This is a genomic window from Planotetraspora mira (assembly GCF_016863275.1).
GTDB classification, from domain to species: Bacteria; Actinomycetota; Actinomycetes; order Streptosporangiales; family Streptosporangiaceae; genus Planotetraspora; species Planotetraspora mira.
The window spans coordinates 198,207-221,451 of sequence record NZ_BOOO01000009.1 but is presented as its reverse complement, the minus strand read 5'-3'; the positions used below and the strand labels follow the sequence as shown (position 1 = coordinate 221,451).

Here is a 23,245-nt window from a genome sequence, read left to right as displayed (position 1 = left end):
GGAGTGTCACCTGGCGTCGCGGTTGAGGCGGGCGTCTGACTGGGGGTAGGAGCCGGTGTGGGCGTCCGGGTGGATGGTGCCGAGGTGCTTACCATAGCCGAAGGCGTCCCGTACGGGAGTGCCGACGTCACGTGAGTGGCGATCGCGCACGTCCTGCCTGGGGACCTGTCCGACAACGATTTCATCGAGATCATTTCTTGAGTACCGCCTGCATGACGTCACGGGCGATCGGGGCGGCGACGGTTCCGCCCGACGCGTCGGTTCCGGCGCTTCCCGACTCGACGAAGACGGCCACGGCCACCCGTGGGTTGTCCGCGGGCGCGAACGAGATGAACCACGCGTGCGCCGCCTGGCCGGGTGCGGTCTCGGCGGTGCCGGTCTTGCCGGCCACCGTGATGCCGGGCAACTGGGCCGCGGTGCCGGTGCCGGACCGCACCACGTTCACCATCATCTTCGTGAGCTCGGCGGCCACCTCGGGGCTGGTCGCCTCGGAGAACTCCTCGGGCTCGGCGGCGGTGACCTCGCTGCCGTCCGGTCCCATGACCTTGTTGACGAGGTAGGGCTTCATGACCGTGCCCTTGTTCGCGATCCCGGCGGCGACCATGGCCATCTGCATCGGCGTCATCTGGTTGCTGCGCTGCCCGATGGAGGTCTGGGCGAGCGCGGTCTCGCCCTCGTCGGGACCGATGCTGCTTCCCGCGACGCTCAACGGGATGGCGAGCTTCGTGCCGATGCCGAACTTCGCCGCCTGCTCCTTCAGCTTGTCGTAGCCGAGTCCGACGCCGATGATGCCGAAGGCCGTGTTGCAGGAGATGGTCAGCGCATCGAGCAGCGTGGCCCGGCCACCGCAGGACTCACCGTGGTAGTTGACCAGCGGCGTGTTGCTGTCCTTGAAGGTCTTCGAGTCGGGCGCGTCGACCATGGTCTCGGCGCTCCTGGACGAGTTGTCGCTGAGGAAGGCCGCCGACGTGATCGTCTTGAACGTGGAGCCCGGCGCGTAGGTCAGATCGATGGCCCGGTCGAGCAGCGGCTTGTTCGGATCCTTGTCGAGCTTGGCGTAGGCCTTGTTGACGTTGTCCTTGTTGGCCACCGCGAGGGGGTTGGGGTCGTAGGAGGGGACCGAGACCATCGTCAGGATCGCCCCCGACCGGGGGTCGAGCGCCACGACCGCTCCGCGCCTGCCCGTGTTCGCCAGGTCCTTGTACGCGATCTGCTGGGCGGCGACGTTGAGCGCCAGGTCGACGCTGGCGCCCTTGGCCGGCTTGTTGGTGATCAGGTCGATCGCGCGCCGGACGACGAGGTCGGGGTGGCTGCCGTCGAGGTACTTGCTCTCCGCGCCCTCGATCCCCGTGGCGCTCTCGGGCGCGAAGTAACCGACGACGTGGGTGAACGCCTTGCCCTGCGGATACCTCCGTTCGAACCGGTACGTGGGGTCCCCGGTGTCGACGGTCTTGGCCAGCGTCACCTTGCCGTTGTCGGCGGTGATCCATCCGCGGTCGACGGCGTAGCGCTCGTAGAAGGACCGCACGTTGCGGTTGTCGTGGCGCAGGCTGTCGCCCTTCACCGCCCCGAGATAGGTCACGTTGGCCATGAGGAGGCCGAACATGAGCAGGCAGGCCACCGCGGCTCGCTTGAGCGTGCCGTTCATCGCTGCATCACCTGGGTGAGCCCCTCGTCCTGGATGGCCTGTGGCGGCGGCCGGCGGGCCGCGTCCGACATGCGTACCAGAACAGCGATAAGCATCCAGTTAGCCAGCAGGGCCGATCCTCCCGCGGACATGAACGGCGTCACCAGGCCGGTGAGCGGGATCAGCCTGGTCACGCCGCCGACGATGATGAAGACCTGCCAGGCGAGGATGAAGGACAGGCCGCCGGCCAGCAGCTTGGAGAACGGGTCGCGGGCCGCAATCGCCGTCCGCAGCCCGCGCTGGACGATCAGCGCGTAGACCAGGAGGAGGGCCATCAGGCCGGTGAGGCCGAGTTCCTCGCCCGTCGCGGGGAAGATGAAGTCCGAGAACGCCAGCGGGATCAGGTTGGGGTGACCCTGCCCGAGACCTGTGCCGAGGATGCCTCCCGAGCCCATGGCGAACAGGCCCTGCATGAGCTGGAAACCGGCGGTCTCGTAGAGTTCCGGCGAGTCCGCGTGCAGCCAGGCGTCGAAGCGGGCCTCGACGTGGCTGAAGGCCATCCCGGCCAGTACGGCGCCGCCGGCGAAGAGCAGGATCCCGATGAGCACCCACGAGGTGCGCTGGGTGGCGATGTACAACATCGCGATGAACGTGCCGAACAGCAGCAGCGAGGTGCCGAGGTCCTTCTCCAGGATCAGGGTGGCGATCGCGAATCCCCACGTGATCAGAACGGGACCGAGGTCGCGGGCTCTGGGCAGGTCGATGAACAGCAGACGGCGGCCGGCGAGGGCGAGAACGTCGCGCTTGGCGACGAGGTACCCGGCGAAGAAGACGACGAGCGCGAGCTTGGCGAACTCGCCCGGCTGGATGGAGAACTCGCCCAGGCGGATCCAGATCTTCGCGCCCTGCACCTCGCTCAGGCTGGAGGGCAGAACGGCGGGGATCGCCAGAAGGATCACTCCGGCGAAACCGGCGGTGTACGTCAGGCGCTGCAAGGCGCGCTGGTCCTTCAACACGATCAAAGTGGCGGAGAACATCACGACGCCGAGTGCCGTCCACATCAGCTGGGTCGTGGCGTTGGCGCCGGGCATGGGGGCCTGCTCCAGCCGGTAGATCATGACGATCCCGATGCCGTTGACCAGGGTCACGAGGGGAAGCAGGAGCGGATCGGCCCAGGGGGCGAATTTCGCGAGCACGAGGTAGGCGGCGAGCATCAGCGCGCCGAGACCGAGACCGTAGGTCAGCATGCCGGAGGGGATCTCGTCCTTGAGTCCGAGACCGACGCTGGCATAGGCGCCCATGACGATCAGCACGGCGAAGGCCAGCATCGCCAGCTGGGCCCCGCGCCGCTTCGCGGTCATGGGGACGGGAGCGCCGTCGACAGCACTCACTTAGCGGACCTCGACGGGGTCGGCGTCGTGCCGGCGTCCTGCGGGGTCGTGCTCGTGGCCGTCCCGGAGGCGAAGCCCTTGAGCCTGGCGATGCCGGCCTGGAGGGTGTCGACCGAGATCTCGGTATGGATCAGGTCCTGCTGCACAGGGGACAGGGAGGAGAGCTTCACGTGCTCGGTGTAGGCGACCTTTCTGAGGGTCAAGGGCCCCAGCTGCGCGTTGGGGCCCTGGAACACCACCAGCTCGCCCCCGCTCGCGCCGACGTAGAACTGGTCCTGGGTCCACTGGTAGCCGAAGTAGCCGCCGGCCCCGAGCACGGCGGCCACGATCACGACCAGCGTGGTCACCAGCGGCCAGGACCGGCGTTTCTTGGGGCGGCGCGCCGCCGCCCGTGACTCGGGCAGCGGCTCGCCGTCGAGGTCCTCGTCCACGATCACGGGTTGCGGAGCCGTGACGACGGTGGCTCGGCCCGCCGGCGTGTCGGGCGGCACGCCGCGCACGCGTCCGGACCCGGCGGCTCCGACGACCGCCGCCGTCGCGAGCGGCGGCTGCGTCTCGTCCACCTCGACCACGTCGGCCAGCACACAGGTGATGTTGTCCGGCCCGCCGCCCCTGTTCGCCAGGTCGATGAGCTGGCGGACGACCTCTTCCGGATCCTCGACCGTGCTGAGCGTGTGGTGCAGGGTCTCCGCGCTGACCACGGTGGACAGGCCGTCCGAGCACAGCAGATACCGGTCGCCCACCTGGGCCTCCCGGTCCTGCAGGTCGGGGTCGACCTCGCCGCTGCCGTCCAGGGCGCGCAGCAGGATGGACCGCTGCGGGTGGTTGGCGGCCTCCTCCTGGGTGATGCGGCCGTCATCCACCAACGACTGCACGAGGGTGTGGTCGTGCGTGATCTGGTAAAGCTCGCCGTTGCGCAGCAGATACGCGCGGGAGTCGCCCACGTGGATCAGCGCGAACCGGGGCCCGTTCCAGAGCATCGCGGTGAGGGTGGTGCCCATGCCCTTGAGGCTCGGGTCCCGGGCCACCATCGCGTGCAGCTGATGGTTGGCGTCACGGACCGCCGCCTCGATTTCGGTGAGCAGGTCACCCCCGAATGCGTCCTGGTCAAGGGACGACATGGCGGCGATGGCGACCGAGCTGGCCACCTCGCCGTGAGCATGCCCGCCCATGCCGTCGGCGACGGCGAGCAGGCGGCCGCTGGCGTACGCGGAGTCCTCGTTGCCTTCGCGGAGGAGTCCGACGTCCGAGCGGGCGGCGTAGCGGAGTGCGATTGTCATTTGCGCAATTCGATGACGGTCTTGCCGATGCGGATCGGAACTCCGAGAGGCACCGGGGTCGGGCGGGTCACTTTAGAGCGTTCAAGGAACGTGCCGTTGGTCGAGCCGAGATCTTCCACGATCCACTGGCCGTCCTGGGGAAAGAGCCGGGCGTGCCGGCTCGAAGCGTAGTCATCGCTGAGAACCAGCGTGGCGTCGTTCGCTCGGCCGATGGTGATGGGAGTCTCCGTGAGGTTGATGATGGTCCCTTGCAGGGGGCCACCGGTGACGATCAGCTGACGAGGATCCCCCTTCTTGGCCCGGGACGGGGGTTTGACCACTTTGGCAGGCTTCCGTGCGGGCGCGGGCGCCGTACGGGGGCCGAACAAGTCTGTCCGGATGACGCCGACCGCGGCAATCACGAAGAACCACAGCGCCGCCAGAAAGGCGAGCCGGATCAGCAGCAGCGTTAGCTCGGACATGGACGGTTTGTCTACCTCTAATCGCGCCGGAACACCAGTGTCGTGCGGCCCAACGTCACCCTCGTGCCGTCCTGCATCTCGATCCTGCGGATCGGCTGGCCGTTGATGAAGGTGCCGTTCGTGGAACCCAGGTCGACGAGAACGACCTGCTGTCCCTCAACTCGTAGCTCGGCATGATGCCGCGAGACGCCGGGATCCACCAACCGCAGATCGCAATCGGTCCCCCGGCCGAGCAGCGTGACCGGCGTGGTCAGTTCGTAGGACCGCTGGCCCTGCGGGTCGTCCTGGGTGGAGACCAGCAGCCGAGGACGCCCGCCGAACGCGCCGGGACGGCCCGCGGGCAGGTCGCTCACCGGCTGGCGGATCTCGTCCTGCTCGACCGTCGCCCCCCGGATGACGCCCGAACGGATCCGGAACAGCCCGACCGCGAGGTCGTCGGCCGTCTCGAACCGCATCCGGACCGGCCCCACGAACGAGTAGCCCTGTTCCGTGGCGTATTCCCTCGCGAGGTTGGCCAGTTCGTGGCCGATGCTGTCGGCGTACACCTCTAGGCGCTCGCTGTCGGTAGTCGAGAGCTCCACCACGAAGTCGTTCGGCACGAGAGTTCGACCTTGGGCGACGATCGCCGCCCGTTCGTCCATCTCCCTCTGCACGGCGCTGGCAACCTCGACCGGCTGGAGGTCGGACTTGAAGGCCCGCGCAAAGGCACCCTCAACCAAGCCTTCGAGCCTGCGCTCGAAGCGCTGAAGGACTCCCACCGGCTACCTCCCTTCCATTCTGTCTATGGTCGCGACCCGCTCCGGCGCTGCAGCGAGCTCCTTCGCTCCGTCGTCTAGAAGGATCGTATCCGGGTTCGGTAGCACCAGCGGTTGCGTGCTAACCTTTCCAGGCACCCAGCGATGGGAGCACCCGCAAAGGGCAAGTGGCGGAATGGCAGACGCGCACGGTTCAGGTCCGTGTGTCCGAAAGGACGTGGGGGTTCAACTCCCCCCTTGCCCACAGAAATATCAGTGGCCTCAGGTGGCCGGAAGCGAAGCTTCCGCACTGAGGCCCTTTCTTTTGGATCACATCGTGTGACATGGGTCCTGTTTTCATCGGTTCCATGGTGGCGGCCGCTGAGATCCCTTGCTGAGCGAGCCCACCGGACGAGTCCGGGCAGGAGGGGACCGCGCTCTTGTCAATCATCATCGTCCCTTCCTCGGTGTCCGGCCAGCGTGCGCTCACGATTCTCCTGACCCACCTTTCACTTCACTTTCGTCTGGCTTGCGATCTCCCTTACCCCCAGCGGGGCGCTTAGATCACTTTTCCATGTGTCTCACTATATGATCTGATTCGTCTTAATATGAGAGATACGGTCTAACATGCCCGGCATGGGGAGACCGAATCGCTGGGCCATGCTGAGCCTTGGCGTGGCGGCGCAGGGCGCCGGATGTGTGTTCATGTACGGCCTGCCGTTCCTGCTCCCGGCTCTCGAGGCCGAACACGGGCTCACGCTCGCCGAGGCCGGCGTCATCGTCGGGGCGCCCAGCGCGGGCATGCTCTTCACCCTCATCGCGTGGGGCTGGGTCGCCGACAGGTACGGCGAGCGGATCGCCATGACCAGCGGACTGGCTCTGGCCACGGTCTTCCTGGGATCCGCCGCGTTCGCCACCCATCCCGCCGTGCTCGCGGTCCTGCTGGGGCTGGCCGGAGCGGCCGGCGCCTCGGCGAACGCCTCGAGCGGCCGGGTCGTCCTCGGCTGGTTCCCGAAGGAGCGGCGCGGGGTCGCGATGGGCTGGCGGCAGACCGCCCAGCCTCTCGGCGTGGCGCTCGCCGGAGTGATCGCCCCGCCCGCCCTCCACCTGGGAGGCGTGCGCGGCGCCCTTCTGGCGATGACCGCGATCTGTCTTGTCACGACGTGCTGTGTCGGGCTGATGGTGGTGGATCCACCCCGGCCGGAGACGTCCGCCGGCACGCGTTCCGCGTCGCCGTACACCGAGCCGGCGCTCTGGCGGGTGCACGCGGCCAGCATGTTGCTCGTCGTCCCCCAGTTCGCCACGGCCGCCTTCGCGCTGACCTACCTGGTGGCCGAGCGCCACTGGGCGGCCGCGACGGCCAGTCAGGTGATCGCGGCCGCCCAGCTCGCCGGCGCGGGGGGCAGGCTGCTGTGCGGCCGGTGGTCGGACCTCGCCGGGAGCCGGGTCGGTCCCATGCGGCGGCTCGCCCTGGTCAACGCCGTGGTCATGCTCGTGCTGGCGATGGCCGTACAGGCCGGGAACGCCGCCGGCTCCGCGCTTCTCGTCGCGGCGCTGGTGATCTCGATGAGCGGCAACGGCCTCGCCTTCACCGCCGTCTCCGAGCTCGCCGGCCCGGCCTGGGCGGGCCGGGCCATGGGGGCGCAGAACACGGGGCAGAACCTGATCGCCGCCGGCACGCCCCCGGTTCTCGGCGCCCTGATCACGCACGCCGGGTTCGGCACGGCCTTCGCCCTCGCCGGGGCGCTGGCGCTGGCCGCGTCGGTCGCGACACCCGGCGTGCCGATGATCAGGCGGCCAGCAGTTCGCCGACCAGTGTCGCCAGACTGATCATTCCGATCGCCTCGCCGTTCTTGTCGATCACCAGTCCCAGCTCCGCGTGGGCGTCCTGGAGAACGGTCACGGCGTCGGGCACCGTCGTCCCGCCGGAGAGGCGGGGGGCGGGCGTGGCGAGCTCGGCCAGGGGCCGTCCCGGCTGGACCAGGACGTCCCGGATGTGCAGGACCCCGACCACGTCCTGAGGCGAGACGACGAACATGCGGAGATGCCCGCTGCGGGCCGCCGTCTCGCGTGCCAGGAAGTCGTCCGCGTCCACGGGCACCGCGGGCGCCTCGTCGAGCGGCACCATCAGCCGCTCGATCGACTGGGACTGGACCCGCAGGGCCCGCGTGAGCAGATCGTGCTCGTCCCGGTCGAGCATGCCCATCCGGCCCGACTCGGCGACCAGCATGGCGAGCTGGTGCGGCGTGCGCGTGGTGGCCAGCTCGTCGCGTGGCCGGACCCCGAACAGGTGCAGCAGTCCGTTGGTCGCGCCGTTCAGGACGGCGAGCACCGGGCGGACGATCCACGTGAAACCGCGGAACGGCAGGGCGAGTGCCATCGCCACGCGCTCGGGGCGCGTCAGCGCCCACGACTTGGGCGCCATCTCTCCGACCACCATGTGGAGGAAGGTCACCAGGGCGAGCGCCACCACGTAGGTCACCGGGGTGCGCAGCGACTCGGGAAGCAGCCCCAGGACCGGCTCCAGCAGGTGCTCGATGGCCGGCTCCGCGACCATGCCGAGGCCCAGGGAGGACAGCGTGATGCCGAGTTGGGCGCCCGCGAGCATCAACGGCAGCTGCCGGCCGCCGCGGACCGCCCCGCGCGCGGCCACCTTGACCAGCCGGCCGCCGGAGAGGGCGGCCTCCTCCAGCCGATGCCGCTTGGACGAGACCAGGGCGAACTCCGTGGCCACGAAGAAGCCGTTGGCGATCAGCAGGATCACACCGAGCAGGATCGAGCCGAACTCGCTCATGCGGGCCTCCCCTGGAACAGGGCGGAGAAGAGCTCGGGGGCGTAGTCGACCCGGGCGTGGTGATCGCCGGCCGTCTCCTCGCCGGTCCGGCCCTCGCCGGGCTCCTCATCGTGGAGCGCGAGCCGTACCCACTCGGGGACGTGGCGGTGGACGCTCAGGACCGTGAGCCTTGCCCGGTGGGTGTCCGGCTCGTCGTCGCCGAACAGGTCGGCCTCCCGGGCCACGCCGGTGGAGACCTCGTCGCCGGGCTCGGCGATCCGGCTGAGGGAGGCGAGCACCAGCCCGGCGATCGTCTCGTAGTCCTCGCTCTCGGGAAGGGCGACGCCGGTGGCGCGCTCGACCTCGTCGAGGCGGAGCGTGCCCGGCACGTCCCAGGTTCCGTCCCGGTGGCGGACGACGCCGAGCGGCTCGGGGTCGTTCTCGTCCACCAGTTCGCCGACGAGCTCCTCGGCGAGGTCCTCCATGGTCAGCACGCCGGCCAGGCCGCCGTACTCGTCGATCACACACGCGAACGTCTTGCCCGACGCGGACATGCGCCGCAGCAACTGCGGCAACGGGAGCGTCGTGGGGACGAGGAGCGGCGGGTGGGTGAGGTCGCCGATCAGGCCGTTCGCGGGAGACCCGGCCTCCAGGTACTCCCGCACGCCGGTGACGCCGACCACGTCGTCGGTGCCGGTGCCGAGCACGGGATAGCGCGAGTGGCCCTGCTCCCGCAGGCTGTGGAGCAGGTCGGCGATCGGCCGGTCCGCGCGCAGCGACACCACGCGGGGGCGGGGGACCATGACGTCCTCGGCCACGTGGTCGCCGAACTCGAGCGAACGCTTCAGGAGCTCGGCCAGCCGCGGCGGCACCTCGCCGGCCGTGGCGGAGTCCGCCACGATGCGGGACAGCTCATCGGGCGTCGCACCGTGTTCGAGCTCCTCGACGGGCTCGATGCCCACGAGGCGGACGAGCCTGGTCGCGGCCGCGTCGAACAGGTGGATCACCGGGCCGGCGATCTTCAGATAGAGCAACGTCGAGCGGGACAGGAACTTCGCCACCGCTTCCGGGCGGGCGATGCCCACGTTCTTCGGGGCGAGCTCGCCGAAGATCATCTGTATGATCGTCGCGATGGCGACACCGATGGCGACGGCGAAGCCGGTCACCATCGTGTCCGGCACCCCCACGTCTTGCAACGGGCCCCGGATGACGTCGGCGATCGCCGGTTGGGCGACGAAGCCCACGAGCAGGGTGGTCACGGTGATGCCCAGTTGCGCGCCCGACAACATGAAGGACAGGCGGCCGGTGACCTCGAGGGCCCGCTGGGCGGCGGCGTCGCCACTCGCCGCCTGGTCACGGAGTGTGCCGCGATCGGCCGCCACGAAGGCGAACTCCTGCGCGACGAAGTAACCAGTGGCGAAAGTCAGGATGAGAACGGCCAGTAGGCCTGCGGCGGCGGTCATCGTGCGCCAACCGAATGATCATGCGACCCCGTGCACACGCACGGGCAAGTACTCCACGGGTCCGAGCCGGACACGGTAATCCTTTCGAGCGGAGGTCTAATACCGTAACGGCTGCGTCGGCTCAGGTGTTTCCGGTGTCTCGTTAGTTGGTCGCTACGAGAGGGTCTGGGTACCTTTCGCGGGAAAAGCTTGGTGAGCGATCTGCGTTCCCGCGAGGATGGAGACGTACCGTTCAAGTCAGGGGCGGTCACCGCCCACATCGAGGTCAAGGCAGTTGAAGGACGGGGATTCACGTGGCCGAGGACGACGACGACGCCACTCGCGCGCTTCGCCGCCCCGGGGGTGGCGGTCCGAGACCGGCGGGACGGCCCGCCGACGATCCGTGGGCGCGTGGCGGGTCTCCTCAAGATCCCCGGCCGGTGGGACGGGACGATCCGTGGGCGCGTGGGGGATCCGCGCCGGATCCCCGGCCGGCGGGGCGGCCCGCCGACGATCCGTGGCAGGCGGGACCGACCGCGAATGACCCCCGGAAGCCCGCGCCGTCCGCTGATGATCCGTGGGCGGCGGCGCGACAGCCCGCGGACGAAGCCTGGACGTCCGCCGGGCAGCCCGCCCACCGCGTCCCCGAGGCCTTTCGCGGGACCGCCTCGAACGCGGAGAGCGACGACTTGGGGAACACCACCCCCCGGGTCACCTCCAAGGTGTACGGCAAGCCGCGATCGGGCCAGGCGCCCGTCCGCCCGCTCGGCGGTCAGCGTGGTGGGCCACCCGGCGGAGACGTGCCGGGGTCGCCGGGCGGCGGCGGTTCCGGGGGCGTCAGGCGCCCCAGGAACATCGGCAAGATCGTGCTCCGGTCCGTCGCCGTTCTGCTGGTCGTCCTGATCGTCGCCGCTGTAGGCGGATATTTCTGGATCGGTTCCAAGCTGCAGACGGTCGAGGCGTTCACGGACTACAGCGGCAGACCCGCGGCCACCCCGGGTGAGGACTGGCTGCTCGTCGGCTCGGACAGCCGGGCGGGGTTGTCGGCGGAGCAGCGGAAGAAGCTCGCCACCGGCAAGGCCGTGGGCAAGCGGACCGACACCATGATGTTGCTCCACATTCCGGACAGCGGCCAGCCGACGCTCGTGAGCCTGCCCCGAGACTCGTACGTGCCGATCGCCGGGCACGGCAGCGACAAGCTGAACGCGGCCTACGCCTACGGCGGCCCGAAGCTGCTGACCAGGACCGTGGAGCAGGTCACCGGTATCCGGATCGACCACTACATGGAGATCGGCTTCGGCGGGTTCGTCGGCATCGTCGACGCGGTCGGCGGCGTGAACATCTGCGTGAAGCAGAACATCAAGGACAAGAAGGCCGGGATCAACCTGAAGAAGGGTTGCCAGGACATGGACGGCGGGACCGCGCTCGGCTTCGTCCGGACGCGTAAGACCGGCGCCATCCCCGACTTCGACCGCACCCAGCGGCAGCGCCAGTTCTTCTCCGCGGTCGTGCAGAAGGCGGCGAGCCCCGGCACGCTCCTCAACCCGTTCACGTCCGTCCCGCTGGCGCTGAGCGCGGCCGACTCGGTCGCCGTCGACCCGGACACGGGCCTGTTCAACCTGCTCTCGGTCGGCCTCGCGATGAAGGGCGGTCCGGTGACCACGGCCGTGCCCATCGGCTCGCTGCCCACGATCAACGGCGCGGCCGTCGTGAAGTGGGACACGGCCAAGGCCGTGCGCCTGTTCGACGCCCTCGCAGAGGACAAGCCCATCCCGAAGGACACCATCACCAAGTGATGCGGGGTGCGGGGCCGTTCCCTCGGGGACGGCCCCGCACCTGTGCAAGCACGTCCTTCTTCGTCATGCGAGAACGAACGGCCCGGTGATCATGGGGATCTCACAGGAACTGCACGCGATCGGGCGACCTCTGCTCGACGCCCAACTGGCACACCCCACGGTCCGGGGCATCGCGGCGGGCGACCTCCCCGAGCCGGTGTTCCGCTCGTGGCTGGAGCAGGACTACCTGTTCCTGCTCGACTACGTCAGGGTGTTCTCCCGGCTGGCCTGGCAGGCTCCCGACGGCCATCTCGGCGACCTCGTGGACCTCGCCCACGCGACCTGGCACGACGAGCTCTCCCTGCACCGGTCGATGTCCGCCGAGTTCGGCGCGGACCTCGAAGCGGCGACGAAGGGCCCCGCCTGCGCCGCGTACACGGATTTCCTGCTGCGGTCGGCCGCCGACTACGCCGACGGCCTGGCCGCGCTCTATCCCTGCATGTGGGGGTACTCGACGCTGGGCCGTGTGCTGGCCGACAAGCCGCCCGCCGAGCCGCGGTACCGGGCCTGGGTGGACACCTACGCCGATCCCGGGTTCGCGGCGCTGACCGCGCGGATCGCCGTGATGATCGACGAGGCGGCGCCCGATCCCGGCCGGGCGGCGGCCCTGTTCACCGAGGGCATGCGGCACGAGCTCGCCTTCTGGGACGTCCCCTGACACCCGGCTGACCGCTCTGCGGCGTACGCCGGAGCGGGGCTTGTGCGCCGGGTTCTCGCCGACGTGGACGTCCGCGGATTACTGTGGGGGCATGCCGGAGCTACCCGAGGTGGAGGCGCTCGCCGAGTTCCTCCGCGAGCGTGCCGTCGGGCGTGCCGTCCTTGGCGTCGACGTGGTGGCCTTCCAGGCGCTGAAGACGGTCGATCCGCCGGTGAGCGCGCTCGGCGGGCTGACCGTCACCGGGGTGACCCGGCACGGCAAGTTCCTGGACATCGACTGCGACGGCCCGCACTTCATCACGCACCTCGCCCGCGGCGGCTGGCTGCGCTGGCGCGACGACCTCTCGGGCGCGAAACCTGTCCGCCCGGGCAAGGGTCCCCTCGCCGTGCGCGTACGGCTGTCGCCCGGCGAGGACGGGCAGGCGCCCGGGTTCGAGCTCACCGAGGCCGGCACGCAGAAGCGTCTGGCCGTCTACGTGGTGAGAGATCCGGCTGAGGTCCCCGGCATCGCCGCCCTCGGTCCCGATCCGCTCTCCGAGGAGTTCACCCCCGAGGCGCTCAAGGAGATCGTGGGCGGGAGCCGTACGCAGATCAAGGGACTGCTCCGCGACCAGAAGGTGATCGCGGGGATCGGCAACGCGTACTCCGACGAGGTTCTGCACGTGGCCAGGATGTCGCCGTTCAAGATCGCCGCGACGCTGACCGACGAGCAGATCACCGGTCTTCACGAGGCGATCGTGACGACCCTCCGCGACGCGGTCGGGCGGGCCAGGGGGCTCGCCGCCAAGGACCTCAAGGCGGAGAAGAAGTCCGGCCTACGCGTGCACGCCCGTACGGGGGAGAAGTGCGACGTGTGCGGCGACACGATCCGTGAGGTGTCGTTCGCCGATTCGTCCCTGCAGTACTGCCCGACCTGCCAGACGGGCGGCAAGCCGCTCGCGGACCGCCGACTGTCCAAGTTGCTCAAGTAGGCCACGGCGCAGACGAGGCGGATCGCGACGCTCCTCGCCGCGCTCCGGTAGGTCATTTCGGGAGCTCCAGCTGGTCGGACAGGGTTTCCGGGCGGTCCGATGGGGAGGACGAACGGTCCTGGCGCGTTCCATTTCGCGCTGCGGCGCGACCGTCGGGCCAAGGCGGCCCAAGCTCGTCACCCAAAGCGCCACAATGAACTCATGACGATGCCTGAGGTTGAGGCGAAAGCCGTTCCCGACGACGCGTACCTGCTCGACGTGCGCGAGGTCGACGAGTGGCGGGCGGGCCATGCCCCGACAGCCACGCATATTCCCCTGGGTGATCTGCAGAACAGGGTCGGCGAGGTGCCCCAGGGCCGGCCGGTCTACGTGATCTGCCGGGTGGGCGGCCGGTCCGCCCATGCGACCACCTGGCTCAACCATGTCGGCTGGGAGGCGATCAACGTCGACGGCGGCATGCAGTCCTGGGCGGCCTCGGGCCTTCCGATGGTGAGCGAGACCGCTCAGCCGCCGTACGTCGCCTGAGCACCTTTGGACAATCGGGGATCAGATGTCATAATCCGGTTCGACATTTAAATACCGCGGGAGCTCGGGCGATACCGGGCTGAGAGGGCGGCTCCTCCACGAGGCGTGCCGCCGACCGCATGAACCTGTCCGGATAATGCCGGCGTAGGGAGTGTGCGATGACGTCCGCCCTTGTCGATCCGCAGCACGCGGAAGTGCCGCTGACCCTCGACGAAGAGGCTCCGAAGACCCTCGGCCTGCTGGACCAGGGCGCCTTCTGGGCCAACCTCGGAGTCAGCCTTCTGGGATTCTCCGGGGCGCTGTTCCTCCTCGATCCGCTGGGCGGCAAGCCGCTGACCTTCACGGGCGCGGTCCTGGCGGCCGTCGTCGGCAGCCTCATCGGCACGGCGATGGTCGGCCTGGCCGCGATCCCCGGCGTTCGCACGGGCCGGCCCTCGATGGTGCTCCTTCGAGGCCTGTTCGGCGCACGCCTGTCCTACGTCCCGACCGTGCTCAACATCGTGCAGATGCTCGGCTGGGGGGCGTTCGAACTCTGGGTCATCGCCACCGGCGCGCAGGCCGTGTTCGGCACGGCCGTGCCGTACGGGGTCTGGGCGACGCTGGCCGGGCTGGTGACGATCGCGCTCACGATCTGGCCGCTGGGGGCGGTCCGGCTGCTGCGGCGCTACGTCACGGCCGGCGTGGTGGTCTCGATGATCTGGTTGACCGTGGCGCTGTTCAGCCGTGGTCCTTCGCTCACCGGGGGCTCATGGGACGCCTTCGCGCCGGCGGTCGACTACGTGATCGCGCTGTCGGTCTCCTGGGTGCCCATGGCCGCCGACTACGCCAGGCACTCCAAGTCGAGCCGTACGGCCTTCGCCGGAGTGGTGGGCGGCTACACGATCGCGCAGGTCGCCTGCCTCGCGCTCGGCATCGCCGCGCTGGCCCTGGTCGGGAACGACACGGACAAGGTGTGGGACCCGTTCGTGGCCGCGCCGCTGGGCGCGTTCTTCTTCGGCATCCTCGTGTTGCGGGAGGCGGACCAGTCGTTCGCCAACGTGTACTCGACGACGGTGTCGCTCCAGAACCTCATGCCGCGCGTGGACCGCAGGGTCATCTCGGTGGCGATCGGCGTGCTCACGACCGGGATCGCCCTTCTCGTCGACGTGAACTCCTACGGCGCGTTCCTGAGCGTGATCGGCGCGGTGTTCGTGCCGATGTTCGCCGTGCTCGTCGTCGACTACTTCCTCCTCGGGGGCGCCTCGCGCTGGAACACGGCGGCCGACGCCCCGTCGAGGTGGCTCATGGTGGTGCCGTGGATCCTCGGCTTCTGCGCCTACTGGATCGTCACCGCGACGTCGACGGTCGGCTGGTGGGACACGATCTGGGAGAACGTCCGCACCGCCATCGGGTTCTCCCACCAGCCGTGGATGAACGCGGCGCTGGCCGCCTTCCTCGTCGCCGGACTGTTCACGATCGCGCTGGGGCGGCTGAGCCGGCGGACCTCGAACGTGTCGCCAGAGCGACTCCCGAACCGCTGACCACCAGGCCCAGCACGATGAGCGGGCTCAACGGCTGGTCCAGGATCACCCAGGCCATCACGGCCGTGACCGAGGGCGTGAGGAAGAACAGGCTGCTGGCCCGGCTCGCCTGCGACCTGCGCAGCATGAGGTAGAGCAGGGAGAACGCGCCGATCGAGTTCACCAGGGCCAGCCACGACACCGCCGCGGTGAACGGCCCCCACGCGGAAACGTGGGGGCTTTCCACCGTCAGCGCGAGCACGCCGATGACCGGCACGCTCGCGAGCAACTGGACGGCCTGCCCGCTGCGCAGGTCCATGTCGGCGCAGAACCGCTTCTGGTAGAGGGTGCCGAGGCTGAGCCCGAGCAGGCCGCCCACGCACAGGAGCAGCGCGGGACCCGCGGACGACAACTTCTCGACCACGGCGAGGACGACGCCCAGGGCTCCCAGCCCGAAGCCCGCCCACTGCCGGAGGCTCACGCGCTCGCCGAGAAGCGGCACGGCGAGGATCGCGGTGAGCACCGGATGGAGGCCCTGGACGAGGGCCGCCATGGATCCGGTCACGCCCAGCGACATGGCGGTGTAGAACGCGCCGAACTGCACCGCCTGCAGCAGCAGGCCGGCCACGACGACATGCCCGAGCGCCTTTCCCCTGGGCCACGGAGCCCGTACGGCAAGGGCCGCGACGGCCAGCAGGACGCCCGCGAGCGCGAAGCGGCACAAGGTCAGCAGCAGCGGCGGCGCGGCACCGAGCCCGATCACCCCCGCGATGAACGCGCTGCTCCACAACACGACGAACGCCCCGGGGGTCGTCGCCCCGGACAGCCGGCCGAGGCGCGTCCCGGGTTCCGCGGACACGCTTCGCGTGGTGACCATGCCGTCCTCCAATAACCATTCAAGGTGGTTACTACACTGTCGGCCCAGTCGATAACCTGTCAAGCCGGTTACTATGGGGACGTGTTCACCTTCTGGAGCGGCAACCTGGCCCTGGACTTCGCGGGCACGGTTGGGCATCGCGACACCGATCGGCAGGAGCTCGTCGGCAGCCCAGGGCTGCTCGCCGACTGGGTGACGGCCGCCGGGCTCCTGGACGAGCCGCCGGTGCTGGACGAACACGATCACGCCCAGGCCGTACGGCTGCGCGAGGCGGTCTATCGCCTCGCGGCGGCGCCGCTGCGGGGGTGGGCGCGGACGGCGGAGGACGTGGCGGTGGTCAACGAGTTCGCAGGTCCCGCCCCGGTGCGACCGGAGCTTGTCGTGGGCGGTATCGGAGAGTTGCGGCTGAGCCGTACCGGCACGATGGGCGAGGTTCTCGCGGACCTCGCGCGGTCCGCGGCGGATCTTCTGGGCGGGCCCGACGCCGCGCGTGTCCGTGAGTGTGAGAGCGCGCCGTGCACCCGGCTCTACGTCGACACGTCGAGGGGCGGCTCACGCCGCTGGTGCGGCATGCGCGAGTGCGGCAACCGGGAGAAGGCGGCCGCCTTCCGCTCCCGCCGGCGGCCACCGGGCCAGTGAGGTCGCGGCCGGGCGTGTCTCGCGCCCGGCCACGGGCGACGTCACGCGCGCGGCCAGGGGCGACGTCACGCGCGCGGGCGGTCCGGGGTGCCGAAGGAGTGCGGGGAGAGGCCTTCGAGGCTGAGCAGGTGCTCCTTCGCGGCGGCCCCTCCCGCGTAGGAGCCGAGCGCGCCCGAGGAGTCGACCACGCGATGGCACGGGGCGAAGACGCACACGGGATTGCCGGTGAGCGCGTTTGCCACCGCGTGCAGCGCCTGTGGCCGCCCGATCCGATCGGCGATCTCCTGATATGTCGTGACGCTGCCGTACGGCACGGCCAGCATCATCTGCATGACCGTCCGGGTGAAACCGGTGACGAGCTGGAAGTCCACCTGGGTCGAGAAGGCCCGCACCCTTCCCGCGAAATACGCCTCGAGCTCCCGCTTCACCGGGTCCAGTCGCCGGGGGTCGGGACCGATGAACGATCCGATGGCCCTCGACACGCGGAGGAAGACCGCGTGCTCGTCGTCGTAGCTGCAGGCCAGCACGCCGCGGCCGGCCACCGCGAGGGTCAGGCGTCCCACTGGGGTGTCGGTGGTGCCGAAGGCGACATCCGGCGGGGCCTCGCCGACGTACCCCGGCGCGGTCACGCGTAGCAGGGCTTCAAGGTCCCCAGTGGACATGGACCCACTTCCTCTCACTACGTGGGTGAAGCGTATCGGAGGAGTCCCGACCCAGCGGAAAAGCCCATGATCACGATGTGAAAGAAGGCACGATGGGGGCGTGGGTGATACCAGGGCGTACGACGGCGGTGACGACGAGATCGCCCGTGCGGTCGTCGCGAGTTCTCCCGACGCGATCGTCGCCCTCGACCGGGACATGGCGGTCCTGATCTGGAACGCCGCCGCCGAGCGGCTCTTCGGCTGGCCGGCCGACCAGCTCATGGGCAGGAGAGCGCCCATCGTCCCCGCCGAGCTGATGGCCGAGCACAACGCGGTGCTCGAGCGCGTCCGCACCGGGGGTCCCGTGTCGCTACGCACCCGGCGGTTCCACCGGGACGGCCGGCTCCTCGATCTGCGCGTGGACACCAGCGCGCTGCGGACGGACACCGGAGCGCTCCTCGGCTATGTCAACGTGTTCCACTCCACCCAGGACGACGACGCCGCCCGCGGTCGCGTCGCGAGGCGGGCCAGGCTGGTCAGCCGCCTGACCGACGTCGTCGGCGACATCAACGCCGAGCTGGACCTGCCCGTCGTCCTGGACCGCATCGCCGCCAGCCTCACCGAGCTCACCGGGGCCGACGCGGGTGGTTTCGTGTCGATCGAAGGAGACCGTCTCCGGCTCGTCGGCGTGCACGAACTGCCGGAGTCGATGCGGGGGATGACCGCCGACCTGCACACCAGCCTCGTCGGCAAGCTCCTGCGCACCGGCAAGACCGTGCTGCTGGAGACGGGCCCCGAGGGATTCCAGGACCTCATCTGGGCCCGCCTCGGCGGGCTGCACACCATCGCCGTCGGCATCGCCGCCGTCGGCGGGCGCCCCTATGGAGCGCTCTACGCCCTGTTCGCCTCGAACAAGGCGAGCCATCTGGAGCTCGAGCTCCTTGAGCTGCTCGCGGGACACGCCGGCATCGCCGTCGGCAACGCGATGGCCTACCAGGACGCCGTACGGCAGCGCGCCCATGAGCGTGCCGTCTTCGACGCGAGCGCCGACGGCATCGCCGTGCTCGACGGAGCGGGCCTGGTCATCCAGTGGAACCCCGCCGCCGCCGAGTTGACCGGCCTGCGTGCGCGCGAGCTGATCGGGGGTCCGCCGCCCTTCCCGCTGCCCGCCCCCGGCGAGAAGCTCACCATCCAGCTGTCGTCGGGCCGCTGGCTCGACGTGTTGTGCGCGGAGATCCCCGAGACCGGCGAGAGCGTCGTCGACTTCCGCGACGTGACCAGGGCGAAGGAGCTGGAGGAGGCCAAGGACCTGTTCCTCGCCACCACCAGCCACGAGTTGCGCACTCCCATCACGATCGTGCGCGGCTTCGCCAGCACGCTCGACTCCCGGTGGGACCACCTGTCCGACGGCGAACGCCGCTCCGCCGTACACACCATCGCGGAACGTGCCAGATCGCTCGGCCAGCTCATGGACCACCTGCTGCTCGGCTCGCGCGCCGGCGCCGACGAGCTGAAGGTCAAGGTGGAGGTCTTCGACCTGGGCGAACGGGTCCGTGCGGCGACCCTGGGCCTGCCGGTCCTGTCCGATCGGCACCGGGTCGAGGTGGACATCCCCGTCGACCTCCCGGCCGTCTACGGCGATGCGCTGGCGACCGACATCGTCCTCGGCCAGTTGCTGGAGAACGCCTTCAAGTACTCCCCCGACGGAGGGCTCATCCGGGTCGAGGCCTGGGCCGAGGACGAACGGGTCGTCCTCGTGGTCGACGACGAGGGCGTCGGCATCGCGCCGGCGGACCGGGAGCGGGTCTTCGAGCGGTTCGTCCAGGCGGACAGTGGAAACCGGCGCAGATTCGGCGGCGTCGGCCTCGGCCTCTACATCGTGCGCAGCCTGGCGAGAGCCCAGGGAGGCGACGTCACCGTACTTCCCCGGCCCGGCGGAGGCACCCGGATGCGGGTCGCTCTGACAGGTGCCGGCCCATTACCTGATCCGACACACCGGTGGGGTAACGAGGTCGCCACGTAAGAGCTGATCTATTGTCCAATGTGCACAAGCTGTGATCGGGGCACGGTTTCCTGGACTGTCGAACGGGGCATTTCGGTCCTACTGGGAGACTCGTCTCCGCAGGGGGAACGGGAATCGGGGAGGTGAGTGCGTCGAGCGTCGTGATGTTGCCCTACGCACTGTCCAGCGTCGCCGCCGCACGCCAACGCCTCAGTGCCGAAATGCTGGCGGGGGGAATGCTCATCGGCGCTGTGGACGACGTGGTCCTCGTGTTGAGCGAGCTCCTGAGTAACTCCCTCCGACATGCCCACCCGCTGCCGTCCGGCCAGCTCAGGGTTGCCTGGACCTGTTCCGACGATCAGGTCGAGGTGTCGGTGAGCGACGGGGGCGCCACCACGGAGCCGCGTGCCGGCCGCCCCACGCTCTCGTCACTCGGCGGGCGTGGACTCGGCATCGTCGAGTACATCGCCGACCGCTGGGGGGTCCGTCACGAGGGCGACTCGACCACGGTCTGGGCTGTCGTCCATGTTTCCTGGCAGGCCCGAAACGCAACCCCTAGAACGACCGAAACCCCGGCTCTGCGTGAGGTCGGATAACGGTCCTAGCGGGACATCTTCCCGACGACGGTGATCACCGCGACGACCGCCAAGGCGATGAGCGCGAAGACGAGAAGGAACTTCAGCGTCGCGAACACCGCGGGAATCACGAATCCGAAGATCAGCCAGAGGGCCAGGATGACGCCCACGACGGTCAGCACAGTACGGGCCATGCCTCCACGGTACGGTCTGACGCCCACCGTCGCGAGGTTGATCGACGAAGACCCGGCACCTTGTCTCAACCGTGACGCACGGCCGTTCCCTTGGCCGATCACTCCCGCCCCATGGGTTTCACGTGAATCATGATCCACCCCCCTTTCCTTTTCCTTGGGCGTGATCATGCACAGGTTCGTGAACACCTGCGCTGACCTGCCCACCCTTTGTTGGTGATCATGCGCAGATTCGGCAATGTGGCATCCGACCTGCACCTTCATGCGCCGTGATCATGCACAGGTTCGCCGATATGGGCTTTGACGTGCGTGTTCGTGATCCGTGATCATGCACAGCTTCGTGCCAGGCGCCGTTGAGCTGGCCGTACGTCCTCCGTGATCATGCATGGCGGCGCTGCCGTAGAGGGCCGTGCGGGTCGCATGCTCCACGTGCATGATCGCGAGGGGTGTACGGCCAGGTCGTGGCGTGTCCACGCGAGTCTGCGCATGATCACGATAAGTGAAAGCGCAGGTCGGACGGGGCATGGCCGAATGTGTGCATGATCACGGATGGTGAAGTTGCAGGTCAGGTATTACATGACCGAACTTGTGCATGATCACGGAACGTTGTTGTGCAGGTCAGATGCCCCGCCGCCGAATGTGTGCATGATCACGGCAGAGGTGGGGGGGTGGGGGGAAGGGGGGTGGGGCAACTCTTACGGTCTGGTGACGGGCCTCGGAGTGCGGGATGGGGCGGCCATACCGTGGGGATATGCCATCCCGAGGAGTCCGATGACTGGAAATCCCGCACGTGTCCTGGTCGTCGACGACGACCCGACCGTGGCAGAGGTCGTCGCCCGTTACCTGGAGCGCGACGGTCACAAGGTCGAATGCGTGGGCGACGGCGCCGAGGCGCTCCGGCGGGCGCTCGCCGACCCGCCCGACCTCCTCGTCCTCGACCTGATGTTGCCGAAGATGGACGGGCTCCAGGTCTGCAGGAAGCTCAGGGAGCGGTGGCCGGTGCCGGTCATCATGCTGACCGCGCTGGGTGAGGAGATCGACCGGGTCGTGGGCCTCGAGACGGGGGCGGACGACTATGTCACCAAGCCCTTCAGCCCTCGGGAACTCGCCCTCCGGGTGCAGTCGGTGCTCCGGCGCGCCCGCGGCGCGCTGGTGCCTACCGGCACCGGCGTGTTGCGCGACGGCGATCTCGTGGTCGACGTGGGCGCGCACGAGGTGACGGTCGGCGGCGAGGAGATCGTCCTGACCGCCAGAGAGTTCGACCTGCTGGCCTACCTGCTGCGCAATCCCCGCCAGGCGTTCAGCCGCATGGCCCTCCTCGACCAGGTCTGGGGATGGTCCTTCGGCGACACGTCGACGGTGACCGTCCATGTGCGCAGACTCCGGGAGAAGATCGAACCGGATCCGACCGACCCGCGGCGTATCGTCACCGTCTGGGGGGTCGGCTATCGATACGAGCCGCTGACATGATCCTCCAGATCATGGCCGTGAGCGCGGGACTGGGCCTGGTCATCGCAGGTCTGGGGCTCGCCCTGCTGCGGGTTCTCCGTCGTCACTCGATCGGCGTGATGCTCGCGGTCGTGGCGGTGATTACGGTTGCGGCGACGCTCGCCGGCGTGGTCGCGGTCACGCTGGCAATGATCATCGAGGGCCGGCCGAGGAACATCGTGCTCACCGTCGTCGCCATCGGCGGCCTCGTGGGACTGGGCGTCGCGCTCGTCAACGCGCGGTGGGTGGTGCTGGCGAGCAGACGGCTGGTCGCCGCGCTCGACGACGTTTCGCCGTCCGGCCGGTTCGTACCTCCGGAGGGTCCGCTGCCCGCCGAGCTCGAGACCATCGGCCTGGCTCTGGAGCAGGCGTACGAGCGGCTGCGCCTGGGGCAGGAGCGCGAGCGGACTCTCGAGAGCGCTCGGCGTGAGCTGGTCGCCTGGGTGAGCCATGATCTCCGTACACCGCTCGCGGGGATGCGCGCCATGGCCGAGGCGCTGGAGGACGGCGTCGCCGACGACCCTGACACGGTCAAGCGCTACCACACGCAGATCAGGCTCGAGGTCGACCGTCTTTCCGGCATGGTCGACGACCTCTTCGAACTGTCCCGCATCCATGCGGGCACGCTGCGGCTCTCCCGTAGCAAGGTCGGCCTGGCGGACCTGGTCGCCGACGCCCTTGCGGGTGTGGAGCCTCTCGCGAGGGCCAAGCGCGTCCGCCTGTCCGGCGAGGCGGACGCAGTCCTGCCCGTCGACGCGGACGCGGGTGAGCTGAGCCGTGCCGTACGGAATCTAGTGGTCAACGCGATCCGCCACACTCCCGCGGACGGAACCGTCTCCGTGCGGGCGGTCGCCGAGGGCGACACGGTCAGCCTGTCGGTCCTCGACTGCTGCGGGGGGATCCCCGAGGACGACCTGCCGCGGGTGTTCGACGTGGCGTTCCGCGGCGAGGCCGCCCGCACTCCCGGCCCGTACGGCGGGGCGGGGCTCGGGCTGGCCATCGCCCGCGGCATCGTGGAGGCGCACCAGGGCATGATCGGCGTGGTCAACGAGGGCCCCGGTTGCCGTTTCGAGATCAGGTTGCCGTTGTCAGGCTGAATCTCCTCCTGGGCCGGCGTCGGCACCCGTGTCCGGATGGCTGTCGCGTTCCGAGCCGCGGCTGCCCGGCTCGCGGAAGGTGAACGCCTCGGCCATGGCGCGGAACGTGGGACAGGGCCACCGCCACATACAGCTTCTGCACCGCAGGATCGGATTGGCGGCGTCGCTCGTGATCCCTCCGGCGTCCCGGGGTTGGTGGAGATCCAGCAGCCGGATGCCCAGCTCCGTGAAGTTCAGCAGCTCATCGCGCGCCTCGGAGAGGAACTCGAGATCCTCTCCGGCCAGTCGCGCGCTGATCGGGACATATCCCTCGCGATTGATCAGCGAGCGGAGCGGTTCGGCCGTGTCACGCCACGACGTCGCCTTCTCTGTGCGCACCTGGATGACCTCAAGCCGCTCCCTGAGCGTTCGCCGCTGATGATCCTCGGGAAGTTCACTGTTCATCATGCTCTCGGGCCCACTGTGCTCGGCGCCCGCCCTCCTTCGCGAAGTGACGACCAAGACGCGGAGGTTCCGGGCCCCCCATCCGGCCAAGCCGGT

At 69.4% G+C, this 23,245-nt stretch carries 23 protein-coding genes, 1 tRNA gene and 1 riboswitch; of the genes, 12 read left to right on the top strand and 12 right to left on the bottom strand.

The window, feature by feature from the left end:
* Positions 1 to 6 precede the first annotated feature (6 nt).
* The 6 genes from Pmi06nite_RS09715 to Pmi06nite_RS09690 are packed head-to-tail and all read right to left on the bottom strand — an operon-like array spanning position 7 to position 5,517.
* Complete coding sequence (locus Pmi06nite_RS09715) at positions 7 to 150, bottom strand: hypothetical protein (protein WP_203952563.1); 144 nt, start codon at positions 148 to 150, stop codon at positions 7 to 9.
* Between the two features lie 40 nt (positions 151 to 190).
* Positions 191 to 1,648 (bottom strand): peptidoglycan D,D-transpeptidase FtsI family protein, encoded by a 1,458-nt coding sequence (locus Pmi06nite_RS09710; RefSeq protein ID WP_203952562.1) that lies wholly within the window; start codon positions 1,646 to 1,648, stop codon positions 191 to 193.
* A complete protein-coding gene (locus Pmi06nite_RS09705) occupies positions 1,645 to 2,988 on the bottom strand; it encodes an FtsW/RodA/SpoVE family cell cycle protein (RefSeq protein ID WP_203952698.1) in 1,344 nt (447 codons plus the stop codon). The genes Pmi06nite_RS09710 and Pmi06nite_RS09705 overlap by 4 nt, the downstream gene beginning before the upstream one ends.
* Before the next feature lie 26 nt (positions 2,989 to 3,014).
* Positions 3,015 to 4,298 carry a Stp1/IreP family PP2C-type Ser/Thr phosphatase gene (locus tag Pmi06nite_RS09700; RefSeq protein WP_203952561.1) on the bottom strand — a complete coding sequence of 428 codons (1,284 nt, stop codon included), beginning with the start codon at positions 4,296 to 4,298 and terminating at the stop codon, positions 3,015 to 3,017.
* Complete coding sequence (locus Pmi06nite_RS09695; protein WP_203952560.1) at positions 4,295 to 4,759, bottom strand: FHA domain-containing protein FhaB/FipA; 465 nt, start codon at positions 4,757 to 4,759, stop codon at positions 4,295 to 4,297. The genes Pmi06nite_RS09700 and Pmi06nite_RS09695 overlap by 4 nt, the downstream gene beginning before the upstream one ends.
* 17 nt (positions 4,760 to 4,776) lie before the next feature.
* Positions 4,777 to 5,517 (bottom strand): FHA domain-containing protein, encoded by a 741-nt coding sequence (locus tag Pmi06nite_RS09690; protein ID WP_203884345.1) that lies wholly within the window; start codon positions 5,515 to 5,517, stop codon positions 4,777 to 4,779.
* A gap of 158 nt (positions 5,518 to 5,675) precedes the next feature.
* Between Pmi06nite_RS09690 and Pmi06nite_RS09685 the strand changes: the two genes are divergently transcribed.
* Together Pmi06nite_RS09685 and Pmi06nite_RS09680 are read left to right on the top strand one after the other, a co-directional pair.
* A tRNA-Leu gene (locus Pmi06nite_RS09685) sits at positions 5,676 to 5,758 on the top strand.
* A 371-nt stretch (positions 5,759 to 6,129) separates the two neighbouring features.
* Positions 6,130 to 7,323 carry an MFS transporter gene (locus Pmi06nite_RS09680; protein WP_203952559.1) on the top strand — a complete coding sequence of 398 codons (1,194 nt, stop codon included), beginning with the start codon at positions 6,130 to 6,132 and terminating at the stop codon, positions 7,321 to 7,323.
* Here the strand turns inward: Pmi06nite_RS09680 and Pmi06nite_RS09675 are convergent.
* Both Pmi06nite_RS09675 and Pmi06nite_RS09670 read right to left on the bottom strand, forming a co-directional pair.
* Entirely contained in the window at positions 7,283 to 8,287 is a 1,005-nt protein-coding gene (locus tag Pmi06nite_RS09675; protein ID WP_203952558.1) for a hemolysin family protein, read from the bottom strand. The two genes, Pmi06nite_RS09680 and Pmi06nite_RS09675, sit on opposite strands and share 41 nt — an antisense overlap.
* Entirely contained in the window at positions 8,284 to 9,729 is a 1,446-nt protein-coding gene (locus tag Pmi06nite_RS09670; protein ID WP_203952557.1) for a hemolysin family protein, read from the bottom strand. The genes Pmi06nite_RS09675 and Pmi06nite_RS09670 overlap by 4 nt, the downstream gene beginning before the upstream one ends.
* A gap of 293 nt (positions 9,730 to 10,022) precedes the next feature.
* Here Pmi06nite_RS09670 and Pmi06nite_RS09665 point away from each other — a divergent pair, with 293 nt between their 5' ends.
* From Pmi06nite_RS09665 to Pmi06nite_RS09645, 5 genes are all read left to right on the top strand, one after another.
* On the top strand, positions 10,023 to 11,504 hold the full coding sequence (locus Pmi06nite_RS09665; RefSeq protein ID WP_239113785.1) for an LCP family protein: 1,482 nt from the start codon (positions 10,023 to 10,025) through the stop codon (positions 11,502 to 11,504).
* Between the two features lie 91 nt (positions 11,505 to 11,595).
* Positions 11,596 to 12,201 carry a TenA family protein gene (locus Pmi06nite_RS09660; RefSeq protein WP_203952556.1) on the top strand — a complete coding sequence of 202 codons (606 nt, stop codon included), beginning with the start codon at positions 11,596 to 11,598 and terminating at the stop codon, positions 12,199 to 12,201.
* A gap of 91 nt (positions 12,202 to 12,292) precedes the next feature.
* A complete protein-coding gene (locus Pmi06nite_RS09655) occupies positions 12,293 to 13,171 on the top strand; it encodes an Fpg/Nei family DNA glycosylase (RefSeq protein WP_203952555.1) in 879 nt (292 codons plus the stop codon).
* 201 nt (positions 13,172 to 13,372) lie between these two features.
* Positions 13,373 to 13,696, top strand: coding sequence for a rhodanese-like domain-containing protein (locus tag Pmi06nite_RS09650; RefSeq protein WP_203952554.1), 324 nt, complete (start codon positions 13,373 to 13,375; stop codon positions 13,694 to 13,696).
* Positions 13,697 to 13,742: 46 nt separating this feature from the next.
* A riboswitch (TPP riboswitch) is annotated at positions 13,743 to 13,865 on the top strand.
* Entirely contained in the window at positions 13,855 to 15,216 is a 1,362-nt protein-coding gene (locus Pmi06nite_RS09645; protein WP_203952553.1) for a purine-cytosine permease family protein, read from the top strand. It overlaps the preceding riboswitch by 11 nt.
* Here Pmi06nite_RS09645 and Pmi06nite_RS09640 read toward each other — a convergent pair.
* Positions 15,146 to 16,072, bottom strand: a complete 927-nt coding sequence (locus tag Pmi06nite_RS09640) for a DMT family transporter (protein WP_203952552.1) — start codon at positions 16,070 to 16,072, stop codon at positions 15,146 to 15,148. The genes Pmi06nite_RS09645 and Pmi06nite_RS09640 overlap by 71 nt on opposite strands.
* A gap of 81 nt (positions 16,073 to 16,153) precedes the next feature.
* Between Pmi06nite_RS09640 and Pmi06nite_RS09635 the strand changes: the two genes are divergently transcribed.
* The gene (locus tag Pmi06nite_RS09635) at positions 16,154 to 16,711 is read left to right on the top strand and encodes a CGNR zinc finger domain-containing protein (RefSeq protein ID WP_203952551.1); all 558 of its coding nucleotides are present in this window, start codon (positions 16,154 to 16,156) and stop codon (positions 16,709 to 16,711) included.
* A 65-nt stretch (positions 16,712 to 16,776) separates the two neighbouring features.
* On the opposite strand, the gene Pmi06nite_RS09630 is transcribed toward Pmi06nite_RS09635, so the two are convergent.
* Positions 16,777 to 17,373, bottom strand: coding sequence for a methylated-DNA--[protein]-cysteine S-methyltransferase (locus tag Pmi06nite_RS09630; RefSeq protein WP_203952550.1), 597 nt, complete (start codon positions 17,371 to 17,373; stop codon positions 16,777 to 16,779).
* Positions 17,374 to 17,473: 100 nt separating this feature from the next.
* On the opposite strand from Pmi06nite_RS09630, the gene Pmi06nite_RS09625 reads away from it, so the two are divergent.
* Both Pmi06nite_RS09625 and Pmi06nite_RS09620 read left to right on the top strand, forming a co-directional pair.
* On the top strand, positions 17,474 to 19,375 hold the full coding sequence (locus Pmi06nite_RS09625; RefSeq protein ID WP_203952549.1) for a PAS domain S-box protein: 1,902 nt from the start codon (positions 17,474 to 17,476) through the stop codon (positions 19,373 to 19,375).
* Positions 19,376 to 19,497: 122 nt separating this feature from the next.
* Positions 19,498 to 19,950, top strand: a complete 453-nt coding sequence (locus Pmi06nite_RS09620) for an ATP-binding protein (protein WP_239113784.1) — start codon at positions 19,498 to 19,500, stop codon at positions 19,948 to 19,950.
* Between the two features lie 5 nt (positions 19,951 to 19,955).
* Here the strand turns inward: Pmi06nite_RS09620 and Pmi06nite_RS09615 are convergent, their stop codons facing one another.
* Positions 19,956 to 20,123, bottom strand: a complete 168-nt coding sequence (locus Pmi06nite_RS09615) for a hypothetical protein (protein WP_203952548.1) — start codon at positions 20,121 to 20,123, stop codon at positions 19,956 to 19,958.
* 768 nt (positions 20,124 to 20,891) lie between these two features.
* Between Pmi06nite_RS09615 and Pmi06nite_RS09610 the strand changes: the two genes are divergently transcribed.
* Both Pmi06nite_RS09610 and Pmi06nite_RS09605 read left to right on the top strand, forming a co-directional pair.
* A complete protein-coding gene (locus Pmi06nite_RS09610; protein WP_203952547.1) occupies positions 20,892 to 21,590 on the top strand; it encodes a response regulator transcription factor in 699 nt (232 codons plus the stop codon).
* Positions 21,587 to 22,705, top strand: coding sequence for a sensor histidine kinase (locus Pmi06nite_RS09605; protein ID WP_203952546.1), 1,119 nt, complete (start codon positions 21,587 to 21,589; stop codon positions 22,703 to 22,705). Before Pmi06nite_RS09610 ends, Pmi06nite_RS09605 begins: the two co-directional genes overlap by 4 nt.
* On the opposite strand, the gene Pmi06nite_RS09600 is transcribed toward Pmi06nite_RS09605, so the two are convergent.
* Positions 22,697 to 23,083, bottom strand: a complete 387-nt coding sequence (locus tag Pmi06nite_RS09600) for a hypothetical protein (protein ID WP_239113783.1) — start codon at positions 23,081 to 23,083, stop codon at positions 22,697 to 22,699. The two genes, Pmi06nite_RS09605 and Pmi06nite_RS09600, sit on opposite strands and share 9 nt — an antisense overlap.
* Positions 23,084 to 23,245 lie beyond the last annotated feature (162 nt).